The 15,817-nt window shown below is 74.8% G+C and carries 16 protein-coding genes, 2 pseudogenes and 1 riboswitch; of the genes and pseudogenes, 4 read left to right on the forward strand and 14 right to left on the reverse strand.

The genetic code is table 11. The annotated features are described in order from the left end of the window. On the reverse strand, positions 1-1,074 hold the full coding sequence (locus JKP76_RS12250) for an ATP-dependent DNA ligase (RefSeq protein WP_200491066.1): 1,074 nt from the start codon (positions 1,072-1,074) through the stop codon (positions 1-3). A gap of 102 nt (positions 1,075-1,176) precedes the next feature. On the opposite strand from JKP76_RS12250, the gene JKP76_RS12255 reads away from it, so the two are divergent. Continuing rightward, a complete protein-coding gene (locus JKP76_RS12255) occupies positions 1,177-1,518 on the forward strand; it encodes a GYD domain-containing protein (RefSeq protein ID WP_200491067.1) in 342 nt (113 codons plus the stop codon). Here the strand turns inward: JKP76_RS12255 and JKP76_RS20985 are convergent. The 4 genes and pseudogenes from JKP76_RS20985 to JKP76_RS12270 all read right to left on the reverse strand — a co-directional run bounded on the left by JKP76_RS20985 (position 1,515) and on the right by JKP76_RS12270 (position 2,885). Further along, positions 1,515-1,685: a hypothetical protein gene (locus JKP76_RS20985; protein ID WP_242471280.1), complete on the reverse strand. Its 171-nt coding sequence runs from the start codon at positions 1,683-1,685 to the stop codon at positions 1,515-1,517. The genes JKP76_RS12255 and JKP76_RS20985 overlap by 4 nt on opposite strands. A gap of 70 nt (positions 1,686-1,755) precedes the next feature. Continuing rightward, positions 1,756-2,118, reverse strand: a pseudogene (locus JKP76_RS20990) (NUDIX hydrolase); the annotation flags it as partial. Between the two features lie 82 nt (positions 2,119-2,200). Further along, entirely contained in the window at positions 2,201-2,632 is a 432-nt protein-coding gene (locus JKP76_RS12265; protein ID WP_200491068.1) for a hypothetical protein, read from the reverse strand. A gap of 40 nt (positions 2,633-2,672) precedes the next feature. Continuing rightward, a complete protein-coding gene (locus JKP76_RS12270) occupies positions 2,673-2,885 on the reverse strand; it encodes a hypothetical protein (protein WP_200491069.1) in 213 nt (70 codons plus the stop codon). 86 nt (positions 2,886-2,971) lie between these two features. Between JKP76_RS12270 and JKP76_RS12275 the strand changes: the two genes are divergently transcribed. Both JKP76_RS12275 and JKP76_RS12280 read left to right on the forward strand, forming a co-directional pair. Then, complete coding sequence (locus JKP76_RS12275) at positions 2,972-3,952, forward strand: hypothetical protein (protein ID WP_200491070.1); 981 nt, start codon at positions 2,972-2,974, stop codon at positions 3,950-3,952. Then, a complete protein-coding gene (locus JKP76_RS12280) occupies positions 3,949-4,542 on the forward strand; it encodes a hypothetical protein (RefSeq protein ID WP_200491071.1) in 594 nt (197 codons plus the stop codon). Before JKP76_RS12275 ends, JKP76_RS12280 begins: the two co-directional genes overlap by 4 nt. A gap of 11 nt (positions 4,543-4,553) precedes the next feature. Here JKP76_RS12280 and JKP76_RS12285 read toward each other — a convergent pair whose 3' ends face one another. Continuing rightward, positions 4,554-5,243: a response regulator transcription factor gene (locus tag JKP76_RS12285; protein WP_200491072.1), complete on the reverse strand. Its 690-nt coding sequence runs from the start codon at positions 5,241-5,243 to the stop codon at positions 4,554-4,556. Further along, positions 5,240-6,730, reverse strand: a complete 1,491-nt coding sequence (locus tag JKP76_RS12290; RefSeq protein ID WP_200491073.1) for a sensor histidine kinase KdpD — start codon at positions 6,728-6,730, stop codon at positions 5,240-5,242. Before JKP76_RS12290 ends, JKP76_RS12285 begins: the two co-directional genes overlap by 4 nt. A gap of 254 nt (positions 6,731-6,984) precedes the next feature. Between JKP76_RS12290 and JKP76_RS12295 the strand changes: the two genes are divergently transcribed. Next, positions 6,985-7,590, forward strand: coding sequence for a hypothetical protein (locus JKP76_RS12295; RefSeq protein WP_200491074.1), 606 nt, complete (start codon positions 6,985-6,987; stop codon positions 7,588-7,590). Positions 7,591-7,641: 51 nt separating this feature from the next. Here JKP76_RS12295 and JKP76_RS12300 read toward each other — a convergent pair whose 3' ends face one another. From JKP76_RS12300 to JKP76_RS24055, 7 genes and pseudogenes are all read right to left on the reverse strand, one after another. Beyond that, the gene (locus JKP76_RS12300; RefSeq protein ID WP_242471281.1) at positions 7,642-8,325 is read right to left on the reverse strand and encodes a dihydrofolate reductase family protein; all 684 of its coding nucleotides are present in this window, start codon (positions 8,323-8,325) and stop codon (positions 7,642-7,644) included. Between the two features lie 49 nt (positions 8,326-8,374). After that, complete coding sequence (locus JKP76_RS20995; RefSeq protein ID WP_309232975.1) at positions 8,375-8,659, reverse strand: DUF3459 domain-containing protein; 285 nt, start codon at positions 8,657-8,659, stop codon at positions 8,375-8,377. A 76-nt stretch (positions 8,660-8,735) separates the two neighbouring features. Beyond that, positions 8,736-10,130, reverse strand: a pseudogene (gene treZ / locus JKP76_RS12305) (malto-oligosyltrehalose trehalohydrolase); the annotation flags it as partial. 132 nt (positions 10,131-10,262) lie between these two features. Further along, on the reverse strand, positions 10,263-10,901 hold the full coding sequence (locus tag JKP76_RS22980) for a transglycosylase family protein (RefSeq protein ID WP_200491076.1): 639 nt from the start codon (positions 10,899-10,901) through the stop codon (positions 10,263-10,265). Then, a riboswitch (cyclic di-AMP (ydaO/yuaA leader) is annotated at positions 10,901-11,047 on the reverse strand. Its footprint overlaps the gene before it by 1 nt. Before the next feature lie 176 nt (positions 11,048-11,223). Continuing rightward, complete coding sequence (locus JKP76_RS12315) at positions 11,224-12,096, reverse strand: MOSC domain-containing protein (protein ID WP_200491077.1); 873 nt, start codon at positions 12,094-12,096, stop codon at positions 11,224-11,226. Between the two features lie 90 nt (positions 12,097-12,186). Continuing rightward, complete coding sequence (gene treY, locus JKP76_RS12320; RefSeq protein ID WP_200491078.1) at positions 12,187-14,547, reverse strand: malto-oligosyltrehalose synthase; 2,361 nt, start codon at positions 14,545-14,547, stop codon at positions 12,187-12,189. Beyond that, positions 14,544-15,683, reverse strand: a complete 1,140-nt coding sequence (locus tag JKP76_RS24055) for an alpha-amylase family glycosyl hydrolase (protein WP_242471282.1) — start codon at positions 15,681-15,683, stop codon at positions 14,544-14,546. The genes treY and JKP76_RS24055 overlap by 4 nt, the downstream gene beginning before the upstream one ends. Positions 15,684-15,817: the final 134 nt, after the last annotated feature.

The raw sequence follows: 15,817 nt of genomic DNA on the forward strand, positions 1-15,817 counted from the left end.
TCAGGGCGTCTCGAGCACCTCGGCCAGGTCGTACCGCACCGGCACGTCGAGCTGGTCGTACGTGCAGCTGAGCGGGTCGCGGTCGGGTCGCCAGCGCAGGAACTGGCCGGTGTGACGAAGCCGACGGCCCTCGAGCTGGTCGTACTTGATCTCGACCACGAGCTCGGGGCGCAGCGGCACCCAGGAGAGGTCCTTCTTCGCGTTCCACCGGCTGACCGCTCCGGGCATGCGGTTCTCCCCGTCCTCCTGGACCTGAGCGTTGGCCCAGTCCTGCCACGGGTGCCCGTCCAGCGCCTCGGCCCGATAGGGCGCGAGCTCCTCGACCAGCTCGGCCCGTCGCTTCATCGGGAAGGACGCGGCGACGCCGATGTGCTGCAGCCCGGTCCCGTCGTACAGGCCCAGCAGCAGCGAGCCGACGATCGGCCCGCTCTTGTGCCAGCGGAACCCGGCGACCACGCAGTCGGCGGTGCGCACGTGCTTGACCTTGGTCATGAGCCGCTGGTCGGGGCCGTAGGGCAGGTCGGCCCGCTTGGCGACGACGCCGTCCAGGCCGGCGCCCTCGAACGTGTCGAACCAGCGCTGCGCGGTGGCGGGGTCCTCGGTGATGCCGGTGAGGTACACCGGCGGCGCGGTGCCCGCCAGCGCCGCCTGCAGCTGCTGCCGGCGCTCGGCGAACGGCCGGTCGACCAGCGACTCGTCGCCCAGGGCAAGCAGGTCGAAGGCGACGAAGGAGGCCGGCGTCTGCTCGGCCAGCAGCCGCACTCGGGACTCGGCCGGGTGGATCCGCTGCAGCAGCGCCTCGAAGTGCAGCCGGTCGCCGGCCGGGACCACGATCTCGCCGTCCACCACGCAGCGCTCGGGCAGGTGCGCCTTGACCGCCTCCACCACCTCGGGGAAGTAGCGGGTCAGCGGCCGCTCGTTGCGACTGCCCAGCTCCACCTCGTCGCCGTCGCGGAAGACGATGCAGCGGAAGCCGTCCCACTTGGGCTCGTAGAACAGGCCGTCGCCGGTGGGCAGCGCGGTCGCCGCCTTCGCCAGCATGGGCTTGACCGGTGGCATCAGCGGCAGGTCCATGCCGGTCAGTCAAGCAGTCCGCGCCGCCGCGTGCGGAGCTCTCGACCCGCCCGCTCCCGCGTCCTAGCCTCGGCGCCGCGGGGGGCGACCGGGAGGTCCACCATGCCGCTCTACCTGACCCGTTTCCGCTACACCCCGGAGACGTGGGCGATGCTCATCGCCGAGCCGGAGGACCGCCGGCGGGCCGCCACCGTCTACATCGAGTCCGTGGGCGGATCGCTGCACGGTTTCTGGTACGCCTTCGGCGAGTGGGACGGCTACACGCTGTGGGAGGCCCCGGACGACGTCGCCATGGCCGCGGTGGCCCTCGCCATCGGCGGCGGCGGGGCGATGGCGGCCATCGAGACGACCGTGCTGCTGACCGTCGAGCAGACGCTGGAGGCCCTCGACCGGGCGCAGTCGGTCGGCTACCGGCCGCCGGGCGCACCCCGCACGGACGGCTAGCGCCAGGCGAAGACCGGCTGCTCGTAACCGGCCACCCGCTCCACCTCGCCGCGGCAGGCGATCCGGCAGAACTGGTGCACCACCGCGGCGGTCGGGGCGTGCACGAACCCGCCGAGCAGCGGCAGCCGGATGACCGGACCGTCGGACTCCGGGATGGTCTCGAACAACCGGGTCGACGTCCAGGTCGGCCAGCGGCACCTCGAAGACCGCGGCCACCTCGGGCTCCGAGCCGGCAAACCCGTCGACCGGCCCGGCCCAGCAGACGACCGGCGTCATCACGTAGCCCGAGCGCGTCACGTAGTCGTCCAGCAGCCCGAGCACCGCCTCCCGGCCAAGGTCGAGCCCGATCTCCTCGTGCAGCTCCCGCAGCGCGCCCTCGACCGGGCCCTCGCCGGCGTCCAGCCGGCCACCGGGCAGCGCCCACTGCCCGGCGTGCGCGCGGAGGCCGGCCGCGCGGCGGGTGATGACCAGGGTGGGGACGCCGCCCTGCTCGGTGACGCAGAGCGCCACGGCGGCCTGCTTGAGCTCGGGGCGGTCCGCGGCGATCCGGGGGAACCCGGCGACCCGCCCGGCGACGGTCTCCCGGTCCAGCACTGCCATGCCTGCTCCTCGCCGCCGTCCGCGGCCGCCGCCGGCCGCCGCACCGCCGCCAGTCAACAGGACGACGCCGGACCCGGCCGGGTCAGCTCCGGAGCAGGGCTGCCGGGGCACCGGTCCGGGCCGGCGGGGGGACGGGCGGGAGCGGGCGGCGTGCCCGCGGGTGGCCGTCCACGGCGCGCAGGGTCACGGTCCGGGCGACGTCGGGCTCCCGCGGGCCGTCCGCGGCGCGCGGCGCGTCGTCGTCCTCGTCGTCCCGCCCGGGTCGTGCTGTGCCGGGTCGCGGCCCCGGGTGGGCCGCGATGACCCCGCAGACCAGCACGACCAGCAGCCCCGCGCCCTTGGGGGAGTGCAGCAGCGCCGACGCGCGGCCGAGGTTGCTGACGCCGAACCACAGCTCGCCCCGGACCGCGGACGCGGGGACGGGGTCGAGGTCGGGGGAGGCGTTGGCGTCACCCTGGGTCGTGAACACCGGCACGCCGCTGCTGTCGTCGACGGCGAGCACCCGGTGGGTCACCAGCTCGGGTGCGTCCGGCGCGCGCTGGAAGGTGATGACGTCACCCGGCTCGAACGGTCGCGGGGTCGACGGTGCGGACGAAGGCCATGGCGCCGACCGGCAGCCCCGGGCTCATGCTGCCGCTCAGCACCGCCAGCGCGGACCCGCCGGTGACCAGGGGGAAGACGGCGACGGCCAGTGCGGCTGCCGTGCCGGCGACGAGCACGAGGCCGAGGGCCCACGCGACGACGCGGCGGAGCGTGTGGAGCAGCACGTCCCGATGCTCCCCGGCGGCTCCCCGGCCCCGCATCATCGATTCTGACGATGCGGGCGACCGCGCGGGTCGCGCACGATCGCCGCGTGCGACTCCCCGTCGCCGCCCTCGCCGCGGCCCTGACGATCGGCGGCATGCTGTCCACCGCCGCCCCGGCGGCAGCCGGCGGCCCGCTGGCGCCCGGCGGCACGCAGACGGTGGTCGTGGCGGTGCCCGCGTCCTGGGCGGCCGAGGCCACGCAGATCGCCGTCAGCATCCGCGGCCTCGAGCAGGCGGAGAACGGCTGCCTCGAGGTCGAGGCGGAGGCGGGCGACGACTGCTCGTCCGACGTCGGGGAGCTGGCCGGGAAGCTCAGCACGACCGCCGCGTGGGGCCGGGCAGCGGGCGCGACGTGCGAGCCGGGGGCTGCCCCGGTGCCGGTGGACCTGTTCGGCGCCGCGACCGCACGGCTGGCCGATCCCGGAGGGGTGCAGTGCGTGCTCCTCGCCATGACCTTCCTCGACGGCGACTCCGACAACGTGGCCCAGTCCGACACGCTTACCTTCGACCTGGTGCTGGTCGCCGAGGGCCCGCCGGACTCGCCCGGAACCACGGCGGGTGGCACGGCGGGCGGCACGGGCACCGATGTGCCGGCGTCCGGCGGCGGGCAGGTCCCTGGAGAGCAGGGCGTCGCCCCGGCCGAGGGCGGCGGCCAGGCCGGTGCCGCTCCGGAGGTCGCCGCCTCGGGCGGAGCCGCTCCTCCGGTCGTCGGTGGGCGTGCGGTGGGCGGAGGTGCGGTGGCCGGAGGAGCTGCGCCCGGTGGCCCGGGTGCCCTCGTCGGCGGCGGGGCGCCGGCCGGGCCGGAGCTCGACCGGGTCGATGCCCAGATCACGGTCGGCGGCGCCGGAGCCGGTGTGGAGACCCAGGCCGCGGCGACCTCGTTCGCGGCCCTGGTGCTGGCCTGGGGTGCCGCACTGCTGGCGCTGGTCGGCCTCGGCTGGATGCTCTTCCTCGTGCTGAGGCGCCGTCGGCGTCGTGCGGCGAGCGGGCAGGGCATCGACGAGCCGGTCGAGGAGGTCCTGGCGTGAGGCGGTCCACGGTGTGGTCCCTCGGGGGCGTGCTCGCCGGCACGGTGCTGCTCGGCACGGGCGGCACGATGGCGACCTTCAGCGACACGCAGAGCATCTCGGTGGTGGTCGGAGCCGCAGCCGACCTGGACGGGAGCGCGCCCGCCCCGACCGCCGCGCTCGCCGTGCGGGCCGTCACCCCGCCGGGGAACGGAACGGGGCCCGGTCGCGCCCTGACGTTCGCGGTGGACGCCTCCGCGACCGGGGCGACCGCCGGCCTGCAGTGGACGGCCGTGGACGGCCCGGGCAACCGTGCCTGCGCCGGAGGGGGTGACGCCCTCACCGTCTCGGTGGCGGGGCCGTGGCTCCCCGCCGTGCCGCCCGTGTCGCTGTGCGATCTGCTCGACGCGGAGCACCCCGTCGTCCTCGTGGAGGTGGAGCCGGGCGCACCGCTCGACGGGGCGTTGCTGGAGGTCCGGTTCACCGGGCGCAACGGTCAGGGGCTCCCGCCTCGGGGGTGGAACGGCACCTTCCGGTTCACCCTGGTCCCTGGCGGGGGCGCGCCCGCTGCCACCGTCGACGTCCCGGTGGGCACGAACGGTCCGCGGTAGCTCCGCGCCGGTCAGCGGGGATCGCGCGACGCGGGTGCGTCGAGCCATCCGGCCCGGCGGGCGAGCGCGACGGCCTGCAGCTGCGAGGACACCCGGAGCTTGGTGAGCACGGCCCGGATCTGGGTGCGCACGGTCGCCTCGCTCACGTACCCGGCCGCGGCGATCGCGGCAGCCGGGAGCCCGGCTGCCAGGGCGCGCAGCACCTCGTCCTCCCTCGGGCTCAGGGAGCGGAACGGGGCGAGGAGCGACTCCTCGTCGGCGTGCGCACGGCGGGCGGCGGCCAGCAGGTCCTGGCGCCGCCCCTCGTCGAGGACCGCCCGGCCGTCTCTGACGGCGGCGACGACCGCGACGAGCTCGTCGAGCGCGCAGTCCTTGGACAGCACGGTGACCGCGCCGCGCTCGACCGCGGTGCCCCAGGTCGCGTCCTCGGTCTCCCCGGTGACGACGACGACGCGGCAGCCGGTCGCGGTGACCGGCTCGACCAGGTCCAGCCCGTCGATCGGCACGCCGTCGTCACCCGTCCCGAGTCGGAGGTCGAGCAGCACGGTCGCGGGCGCGGCCGCCGCGCACCCGGCGAGGATCCCCGAGGCCGTCCGGGCCGTCACCCGATCGGCCGGGATGCCCGCGGCACGCAGCCCGATCTGCACGGACTGGGCGAAGAGTGCGTGGTCGTCGACGAGCAGCACGGGGGAGCCGGTCACAGGGCCGCAGCCACCTCGGGGACGACGCCCGAGCGGGGGTGGGGCACGACGGGCGGGGCGGACGCGGGAACGGCGGGCAGGGTGAGCACGAAGCAGGTTCCCGCGGTGGTCTCGGCGGCGACCAGGTCCCCGCCGTGCCGGCGTGCCAGGTCGCGGGAGATCGCCAGCCCGAGCCCCTCGCCGGGGCTCCCGGAGCGCCGGACGCCCGCCTCGAAGGCCGTGGCGCGGCCGGCCGCGGACAGGCCGGGGCCGTCGTCGGAGACGGAGACGGTGAGCCGGTCGGTGACGGTCACGTCCACCCGGCACACGGACCGGGGAGCGTGCGCCAGGGCGTTGCCCAGCAGGTTGCCCAGGATGACGGCGAGCGCGTCGCCGTCGAGCGTGACGGGTGCGGCGCCGGTCGGGGCCCAGCTGACCCGTAGCCCTCGTTCGCGGTGGCTCACCACCAGCGGGCGGACCACGTCGTCCAGCTCGACGGTGCTGATCGCGGGCGCACGGCCGGGCAACCGCAGCAGCCGCTCGAGGCGGGCCAGCTCGGCGGCGACCGACTCCTCCAGGTCGGCGCGGAGGGCCGCCTGCCCCGGCCCCAGGTGCCGGACGGCAGAGGAGGCGGCGCGCACCCCGGCGACCGTGGCCCGGGAGTCGTGCAGGCAGGCGCGGGCCTCCTGCAGCTGGCGCTCGTGGCCGGCCAGCTGCTCCAGCAGCCCGGCGACGTAGCGCTCCTGGCCGGCCAGGGCAGCGCCGAGCCGGCGCAGCGCCGCGGCTCCGGCCAGGGCCGCGGCGGCCACCAGGCCGGCTCCGACGGCGACGCGGACCGGTTCGGTGGCGGCCGGCCACGCGGCGGGGACCACCCGTGCGGCCGTGGACGCGGCGACCAGTGCGGCGATGCCCGCGACGGCCCGCGAGGGGCCGCGCTCGCAGGCGACCAGCGGCTCGCTCCGCCACGCGGCGAGCGCCACGGCGAGCCAGGAGCCACCGGCCAGCGTGGCGGCGAGGGCCGTGGCGTGCGGGAGGACAGGGGAGGCCGCGAGGACCAGCAGGGCCAGGACGCCGCCGGCCAGGAACGCGCCGGCACGCCGGGTGAGGCGCCACACCGGCGGCAGCCCGCGGCAGGGGAAGGCCCGGAGCGTCACCCCGCCGGCGACGAGGACGACGCCCAGGCCTGCTGTCGGGGCGAGCTCCGGCCATCCTCCGCCGGTGAGGGCGGCGACGGCGATGGCGACCGGCTGGTGCAGCCCGAGGAGCAGCAGCCCCCCACCGATCTGCCGGGTGGCGGCCGTGCTCGTGATGCGCCAGCGGAGGAGGTAGCCCACGCCGGCGGCGACGAGCCCCAGCGTGGAGATCACCACGAGGAGGGTGTGCTGCGCGCGGTGGTCGGCGAAGGCGAGACCGGCCGTGGCGGCCGCTGCGGCACCGACGGCGGCGAGCCGGCCGGCCGGTGCGCCGACGCTGCGTCGGCGGCGAGCGGGCGTGCGGTGCAAGTCCATGACGTGAGCCCCCCCCGTGGTTCGTCCGGCCGGGGCAGGACACCACACGCGGCGCTGACCAGTCATTTCCCGGCGGCTCTGGAGTGGCTACAGGGATGGGGTGGGACCACTGTTACTGGGGGGTTCCGATTGCCGGCGCGATCAACAGTTCTGACGATGCCCGGCCCCTGGGGTGCACCGCAGTCTCGGATCGTTCGCCGAGCGCCTGCCGGCGAGAACCGTCGTCCGACGGGGACATCGACAGGAGACACCCCATGAAGAAGATCGCCCTCGCCTCCGCCGCCATGGGTGGCGTCGCCCTCATCGCCTTCGGCGCCAGCGGCACCTTCGCCGCCTTCTCCTCGACCCAGACGGTCGCCGGCCAGAAGGCCGGTGCCGAGACGTTCGAGCTCACCGTTGGTGGCGGCGTCGTGGGGACCGGGGACGAGCACATGTCGCTCGCCCCCGGCGGGAGCGCCCGGTACGCGTACGAGATCAAGAACGCCAGCGCGCTCCCCGGCAAGCTCAGCGCAACCGTGAGCGTGCAGGACGCCGAAAACACGCGCAGCGATGCGGAGAAGGCCGCGGGGGACACCAACGACGGCACGGGTGAGTTCAGCACCTTCGCCCGCGTCCAGCCGTCCTACGACGCCAACTGCGACGACAAGCCCGACACCAAGCTGGGCGGGCCGGTCAAGATCGCCGACCTGCCCGCTGCCGTCTCCGCCGCCTTCACGTCGTGGACGTTCGCCCCCAACACGACGCACTGCGTGATCCTCGACGTGTCCCTGCCGGACGACCCGAAGATCAACCAGGTCCAGGGCGACGACATGACGTTCAGCCTGGGGCTGACGCTGACCCAGGTGATCGCCCAGCAGTGAGTCCGTCCGCCGAGGGCGGTCCGGGATCTCCCGGCCCGCCCTCGCGGCGTCTCAGCTCCCGACCGCGTACCGGGTGAACAGCACGCCGTCCTCCTCGAGCACCTGGCGGAGTTCGAGCCGGGCGGGCGCCGGCAGCGCGCCGGGCAGCAGGCGCTCGGGACCGCCCACCAGCGCGGGGGCGATCGACAGGTCCAGCTCGTCGACGACCTCGGCGGTCAGCGCCGCGTGCAGCAGCTGGGGCCCGCCCTCGCACGTGACCTGCTCCAGGCCCCGCTCGGCGAGCGCGGAGACCGCGGCCGGCAGGTCGACGTCGTCGTCACCGCAGACCAGCACGTCGACGCCCGCGTCCGCCAGGGCGGTCCGCCGGCCGGCGTCGGCCGACGCGCAGGTGACCAGGATCGTGGGGGCCACGGCGTCGGCGACCAGCCGGGACGCCGGGTCCAGCGCGGCCCGGCGGGAGACGACGGCGACCGGGAGCGGTGCGGGCCGGCCGAGCGCCGACCGGAGCCGGCCCACGGTCGACTCCGGCAGCACGGCGCGGTACTGCTCCTCCGCGGCCGTGCCGTGGCCGACCAGCACCACGTCGGCCAGCGCGCGCAGCACCCGGAACACCCGCTTGTCGCCCGGCGACCCGAGCCCGGCGCTCCTCCCATCGACCGCGATGGAGCCGTCGAGGGAGGTCACGAAGTTCACCCGCAGGGCGCGGCCGCCGGGCAGGCGGTAGGCCTCGACCAACCCGTCGTCGTCGAGCTCGGACCCCGGGTGGGGCAGCAGCCGGCGCACGTCAGCGGGTGCTGAGCACGGCCGCGCTCTCCGGCGGCATCGTGACCGTGCTGCCGTCGACCCCGGGCAGCTCGGCGGTGGCGAACAGGACCTCGTCGGCGGGCCGGTCCAGGTCGATCTCCCGTGGCTCCGCGGCGAGGTTGACCACCACGCGCAGCGCGCCGCGGTGCACGACCAGCCAGCGGTCGGCGTCGTCCCAGTCGACCTCGACGGCGGTCAGGTCCGAGTCGACGAGGTCGGGGTGCGCCCGGCGGAGCGCCAGCAGTGACCGGTGGACGGCGAGCAGCCGGTCGTGCGGTTCCTGGGTCGGCTGCCGACCAGTCGAGCTTCGAGCGGGTGAAGGTCTCCGGGTCCTGCGGGTCGGGGACGACGTCGGCGTCCCAGCCGTGCTCGGCGAACTCGCCGATCCGCCCCTCGGCGGTGGCCTTGCCCAGCTCCGGCTCGGGGTGGCTGGTGAAGAACTGCCACGGCGTGCTCGCGCCCCACTCCTCGCCCATGAAGAGCATCGGCGTGAACGGGCTGGTGAGCACGACGGTCGCGCCGACGGCGAGCATCGCGGGGGAGAGGGTCGCCGAGATGCGGTCGCCGACGGCGCGGTTGCCGATCTGGTCGTGGTCCTGCAGGTAGCCGAGGAACTTCCAGCCCGGCAGCGTCGCGGTGTCGACCGGGCGGCCGTGGTGCCGGCGGCGGAAGCTGGACCAGGCGCCGTCGTGGAAGAACGCGCCGGTGAGCACCTTGGCCAGGCCCGCGACGCCGGCCTCGGCGAAGTCGGAGTAGTAGCCCTGGCCCTCCCCGGTCAGCGTCGAGTGCAGCGCGTGGTGGAAGTCGTCGCTCCACTGCGCGGTCAGGCCGATGCCGCCGGCGACGCGCGGGGTCACCATGCGCGGGTCGTTGAGGTCGCTCTCCGCGATCAGCGTCAGCGGCCGGCCGAGGGCGACCGACAGCTTGTCGACCTCCTGGGCCATCTCCTCGAGCACGTGGGTGGCGCGCTCGTCGACCAGCGCGTGCACGGCGTCCAGCCGCAGCCCGTCGACGTGCATGTCGCGCAGCCACATCAGCGCGTTGTCGATGACGTAGCGGCGCACCTCGTCGGAGTCCGGGCCGGAGAGGTTGATCGAGTTGCCCCACGTGTTCGCGCCGCCCTCGGCGAAGATCGGGAAGAACTCGGGCAGGTAGTTCCCCGAGGGGCCGAGGTGGTTGTAGACGACGTCCTGGATGACGCCCAGGCCCTGCTGGTGACAGGCGTCCACGAACCGCTGGTAGGCCGCCGGGCCGCCGTACTCCTCCTGCACCGCGTACCAGAGGACGCCGTCGTACCCCCAGTTGTGCGTGCCGTTGAAGCCGTTCACCGGGAGCAGCTCGACGAAGTCCACCCCCAGCCGGACCAGGTGGCCGAGGCGGCCGATCGCGGCGTCGAACGTGCCCTCGGGGGTGAAGGTGCCGACGTGCAGCTCGTAGACGACGCCGCCGGCCAGCGGGCGGCCGGTCCAGGCGCGGTCGCCCCACGCGTAGGCCTCGGGCTCGTGGCGCCGGGAGAGCCCGTGCACGCCGGCGGGCTGGCGGCGCGAGCGCGGGTCGGGCCGCGGCGTCTCGTTCTCGTCGAGGAGGAACCCGTAGTCGGCCTCCGGGCCCGCGTCCACCTCGGCGCGCCACCAGCCGTCGTCGTCCCGCGTCATGTCGTGGACGGTGCCGTCGACCTGGACGCGCACCCGCTCCGGCAGCGGGGCCCAGACGGCGAACTCGACGGGTGCGGACATGCGGGGGCCTCCGGGACGTGCGCGGGAAGGCCGCGGTGGCGGCCGGAGGCATCATGCCCGCACCGGCGGCCGCCAACCGCCGCGTGCGCGGACGGGGAGCCCGCCGGGTGGCGGCGGGCTCCCCGTGGCGGGTCAGCCGACGAGCACGAGCCGCTGGCCGACCTCGAGCCGGTCGGGGTTCTGCAGCTGGTCCCGGTTGGCCGCGTAGAGGGCGCGCCAGCCGCCTGCGATGCCCTGCGCCTGGGCGATCTTGCTCAGCGTGTCGCCCCGCCGGACCGTGTAGCTGCCGGTGGTCGCCGCGGGCGTCGAGCTCCCGGCCGAGGGCTGCTGGACCGGCGCCTGCTGGACCGGCGCCTGCTGGACCGGCGGCGCGGCCGGCGCCGGGGCGGGCGTCGTCGCCTGCCCCTGGATCGGGTCGTCGAGGTGGACGTGGCAGTTGTCCCAGGCCCCCGGGCCCTGGACGGCGAGCAGCGCCTCGGCGACCGCGATCTGCTGCGCCTTGGTGGCCAGGTCGGCGCGCGGGGCGTAGGCGAGACCGCCGAAGGCCTCCCACGAGGACTGCCGGAACTGGAGGCCCCCGTAGAAGCCGTTCCCCGTGTTGATGCTCCAGTTGCCGGTGGACTCGCACTGGGCGACGGCGTCCCAGTTGTTCTGCGCGGCCTGCGCCGAGGTGCTGAGCGCACCGAGCGAGACGGCGGCGATCCCGGTGAGGACGACGGCTCCGCGGCGCAGGCCGCGGGCAGGCGTCATCGACTGGCTGTGCGTGGACATGTTCCTCCGATGCACCGCCGGCGGGGTGAGCTGTCGGGTTCGGGCGATCGGTGCCCGGCCGCTCCTCGCGGCTTCACCCCGAGACGCCGTGGGCGTCGGGATCCTGGGTCCCCCGCCCCCGTCCACGGGTTGTTCGTGTGCACGCCGCCGGACGGGGTTGGGCGGGGCGGCGCGGTGCCGGGCCGGACGGCCGGAGCACCCGGAGGACGGTAGTTACCGTTTCGTTATCCGTCGCCCGCCTCCGGCGTGGCGTGGCCGCCACGCCGGAAAACGGGGCCAGCTCGACATGCGCGGTCACACCTACCGCCCGCGCCGGCCGGTCTCAGGCGAGCGTCACCGGGTCACCGCTGCGGACGACGCCCTCGCCGGTCACGTCGGCGTAGACGCCGGCGCACGCCCAGGTGCCCAGGCCCGGGATCTCTCGGCGGTGGTGGCGGGCGACGGTGCGCAGCGTGCCGCGGTCCTCGGGCAGGTCGCCCTGGGCCAGCGTCGTCATGACGCAGCGCATCGTCAGCATGCTCACGCCGGCCCGCGCGGAGTCGCCGAGGCCCAGGCTGCGGCCGACCCACGCGTCCTCCGCGAAGCCTGGATCGGTGCCCCCGATGAGCACGTTCGGCCGGTAGCGGAGGACGTCGAAGTCGCTGCCCCCGCCGAGCGCGGTGAGCTGTTCGAGCGTGGCCCGGGTGAGCACGTGCAGGGCGGCCAGATCGAAGAAGGTGCCGGGCGGCGCCATCATCCCGAGGCCGATGGCGCTGACCGGCTCGCTGCCCTCGTAGGCGTGCGTCGTCCCCTCGATGAACTCCGCCGGCGCCAGGCCCTCGATGTCGGGCCACTGCTCCTCGAAGCGGCTGCCCTCGGGCACCTCGCTGGTCAACCGGACCGGGCGGCCGAGCAGCTCGGAGAGCGCGGAGTCGGTGCCGGCGTCGTCGCTGCGCAGCTCGCGGCCGTCGGGCAGCGCGAGCACCACCGGCGGCAGCGGGGAGCCCGCCTCGGGCTCGCTCGCGAACCGGGCCGACAGCCCGAGCAGCGCACCCCACTTGCGCGGGTGCTTGGCGCTGGCCACCGTCCCGTCGGTGGTGTCGACCAGGGCGTAGGCGCGGTCGCCGAGCACGCCGCGCCCGGTCAGCCGCACCTCCTCGACCTGCTCGCCGAGCAGGGACTTCACCGGGAAGCGGTACAGCGCGTCGATGTGCACGCGCGCATCAGACCACGAGAGGGCCCCGAGACCTGCACACTCGTGGCTTTCCGGGCGCTGAAGGCCCCGAGTGTGCAGATCTCGCGGAGGTCAGTCCCGGACGAGCAGGGCGACGGGCAGCCGGGCGAGCAGCACGTCGGCGGCCACGCCGCCGACGTCGGAGACGAACCGCTCACCGGTCAGCAGGTCGCGCCACGCACCGGTGGGGAGCTCCAGCGCGGTGTCGCCCCAGCCGTCTCGGGCCAGCCGGGCGGGCAGCCGGGTCGCCACGACGACGACGCCGTTCCCGTCGGGGCCGCCGCGGTCGTAGGCGACCAGGCACTCGGCGGCCGATCCCCGCACCTCCACCGGCGCGTAGCCGGCGAACAGCTCGGGGGAGTCGCGGCGGGCTCGGAGCACCCGCGAGGTGACCAGCAGCTTCGCCGCTCCGCTGCCGTCGACGGTGGGTACCTCGCCGGCCTCGAGCGCGGCCAGCATCCGCCGCCGCAGGTCGTAGTCCACCGGTCGCCGGTTGTCCGGGTCGACCAGCGAGAGGTCGTGCAGCTCGGTGCCCTGGTAGACGTCGGGGACGCCGGGCATCGTCAGCTGCATCAGCTTCTGCGCCAGCGAGTTCGACCAGCCCAGCGGCGCGATGCGGGCGACGAACGCCTCGATCTCCGCCGTCGTCGCCGGGTCGTCGAACGCGGCGTCGACCAGCGCGTGCAGCTGGTCCTCGAACTCCGAGGACGGATCGGTCCAGGTCGTCGAGGTGCCTGCCTCGCGCGCCGCCTTCTCCACGTAGGCGTGCGCCCGCTCCCGCGAGAGCGGCCAGGCGCCGACCAGGTTCTGCCACACCAGGTGCGCCAGCGGGCGGTCGGCCAGCGGGTGCCGGGCCAGCCAGCCGCGCACCAGCGCCGCCCACTCCGAGGGCAGCTCGGCGAGCACCGCCAGGCGGGCCCGCACGTCCTCGCTGCGCTTGGTGTCGTGCGTCGACAGCGTGGTCATCGCCTGCGGCTTGACCGCCAGCCGGTGCGCCTGCGCCGCGTGGAAGTCCGCGACCGAGCCCCCGAGGTGCGCGGGGTCCCCACCCACCTCGTTGAGCGCGACGAACCGGGACCACCGGTAGTAGGCGCTGTCCTCGACGCCCTTGGCCATGACCGGGCCGCTGGTCTGCTCGAAGCGGGTGGCCGCCTCGGTGCCCGCCTGCGACAGGACGCCGTACAGCGCGTCGACGGCCGGCACCAGGTCCGGCCGGCCGGCCCGGACCGCGGCGACCGCCCGGTCCAGGTGCTCCCGGCCGTCGGGCAGGTAGCTGCGGTAGACGCCGAAGGTCGCCAGCAGCTCGGCCAGCGCCTCGGTCTGCTGCGCCCGGTCGATGCCGGGCAGCTCGCCGACGACCCGCACCAGCCGGGCCACCTCCGAGCCGAGCATCCCGTCGGTGACCTCGCGCTTGCAGTCGTGCACCAGCTGGGCGTAGTCGACGGTGCGCCCGGACAGCTCGGTGTCCAGCGCGGACAGCGCCGGCTCGCCGGCCGGGTCGACCAGCACCCGGTCGACCTCGGTGAGCGCGTCGTAGCCCGTCGTCCCCGCTGTCGCCCAGCCCTCGGGCAGCTCCTCACCGGGCTCCAGGATCTTCTCGACCACCGTCCAGCGGTTGCCCGACGCCTCGGCCAGCCGGTGGAGGTAGCCCTTCGGGTCGGCCAGGCCGTCCGGGTGGTCGATCCGCAACCCGTCGACGGCGCCGTCGCGCACCAGCTGCAGCACCAGCTCGTGGGTGGCGTCGAAGACCGCCGGGTCCTCCACGCGCAGCCCGGCGAGGGTGTTGATCGCGAAGAACCGCCGGTAGTTGAGGTCGGAGTCCGCGCGCCGCCAGTCGACCAGCTCGTAGTGCTGGCGGGCGTGCACCTCCTGCGGCGTCCCCTCACCCGTGCCCGGCGCGATGGGGAAGCGGTTGTCGTAGTAGTGCAGCTCGCCGGCTCCGTCACCCCCACCCTCCCGACCGACGATCTTCAGCTCGGCGAGGTCGTCCGCCGAGCCGAGCACCGGGATGCGGACCTTGCCGCCGCCGAACTCCCAGTCGATGTCGAACGCCGCCGCGTGCTCGCTGGCCGGCCCGTGCTGCAGCACGTCCCACCACCACGGCGCGGCCGCCGGGTCGTCGACGCCCATGTGGTTGGGGACCAGGTCGAGCACGAGGCCCAGCCCGCGCTCGTGCAGCGCCGCGACGAACCGGTCGAACGCCGCGCGGCCGCCGCGCGCCTCGTCGATGTGCGCGTGGTCGACGGTGTCGTAGCCGTGCGTGCTGCCCTCCGCCGAGCGCAGCAGAGGGGAGGAGTAGGCGTGCGTGACACCCAGGTCGGCCAGGTAGTCCGCGACCTCGGCGGCGTCGTCGAGGGTGAAGCCGGCGTGCACCTGCAGCCGGTAGGTGGCCGCCGGCACGCCGCGCCGGCGGTCCCCGTTCTCCTCGGTCACTGCGCGGGCCCGGTGAGGACGACGATCGAGCGGGCCTGCACGGTCACGGTCTCGCCGGGCTTGACCTCGACCGGCTCCACCTCGTTCATCTCGGAGGTGTCGAGGACGGTGGTCCAGCTCCAGGAGTAGTCGTCGCTGGGCAGCGTGAACTCGATCGCCTCGTGCGAGGCGTTGTACGCCAGGTAGAAGTGGTCGTCCGTCACGTACTCGCCGCGTTCGTCCATCTCCCGGATCCCGACACCGTTGAGGTAGACGGCCAGGGACTTGGCGTGCGCGGCGTCCCAGTCCTCGTCGGCCATCTCCTCACCGGCGGGGGTGAGCCAGGCGATGTCGGGCACCGGGTCGCCCAGCCCGCGGCGCACCGGGCGACCGTTGAAGAACCGGCGACGGCGGAACGTCGGGTGGTCGCAGCGCAGCTGGGTGACCGTCTTGGTGAACTCGAGCAGCCCTTCGTCGACGTTCTCCCAGTCGATCCAGGTGAGCTCGGAGTCCTGGCAGTAGCCGTTGTTGTTGCCGCCCTGCGACCGGCCGAGCTCGTCGCCGTGCAGCAGCATCGGCACGCCCTGGCTCAGCATCATCGTGGCGATGAAGTTGCGCCGCTGCTGGGCGCGCAGCTGCAGCACCTCGGGGTCGTCGGTCTCGCCTTCGACGCCGTGGTTCCAGCTGCGGTTGTGGCTCTCGCCGTCGTTGTTGCCCTCGCCGTTGGCCTCGTTGTGCTTCTCGTTGTAGGAGACGAGGTCGTTGAGCGTGAAGCCGTCGTGCGCGGTGACGAAGTTGATGCTGGCGACCGGGCGCCGGCCGGAGTGCTGGTAGAGGTCGGAGGAGCCGGAGATGCGGTCGGCGAACTCGCCTATCGTCCCGCCCTCGCCGCGCCAGAAGTCGCGGACGGTGTCGCGGTACTTGCCGTTCCACTCCGTCCACAGCGCGGGGAAGTTGCCGACCTGGTAGCCGCCGTCGCCGATGTCCCAGGGCTCGGCGATGAGCTTGACCTGGCTGACGACCGGGTCCTGGTGGACCAGGTCGAAGAAGGCCGAGAGCCGGTCGACCTCGTGGAACTGGCGGGCCAGGGTGGAGGCGAGGTCGAAGCGGAAGCCGTCGACGTGCATCTCGGTGACCCAGTAGCGCAGCGAGTCCATGATCCAGCTGCAGCGACTGCGGGAGCCGGACGTTGAGCGAGTTCCCGGTGCCGGTGGTGTCCATGTAGTACTGCTGGTCGTCCTCGACGAGCCGGTAGTACGTCCGGTTGTCGATGCCCTTGAACGACAGCGTC

The sequence above is a fragment of the Blastococcus sp. TML/C7B genome, from assembly GCF_016612845.1.
GTDB lineage: Bacteria > Actinomycetota > Actinomycetes > Mycobacteriales > Geodermatophilaceae > Blastococcus.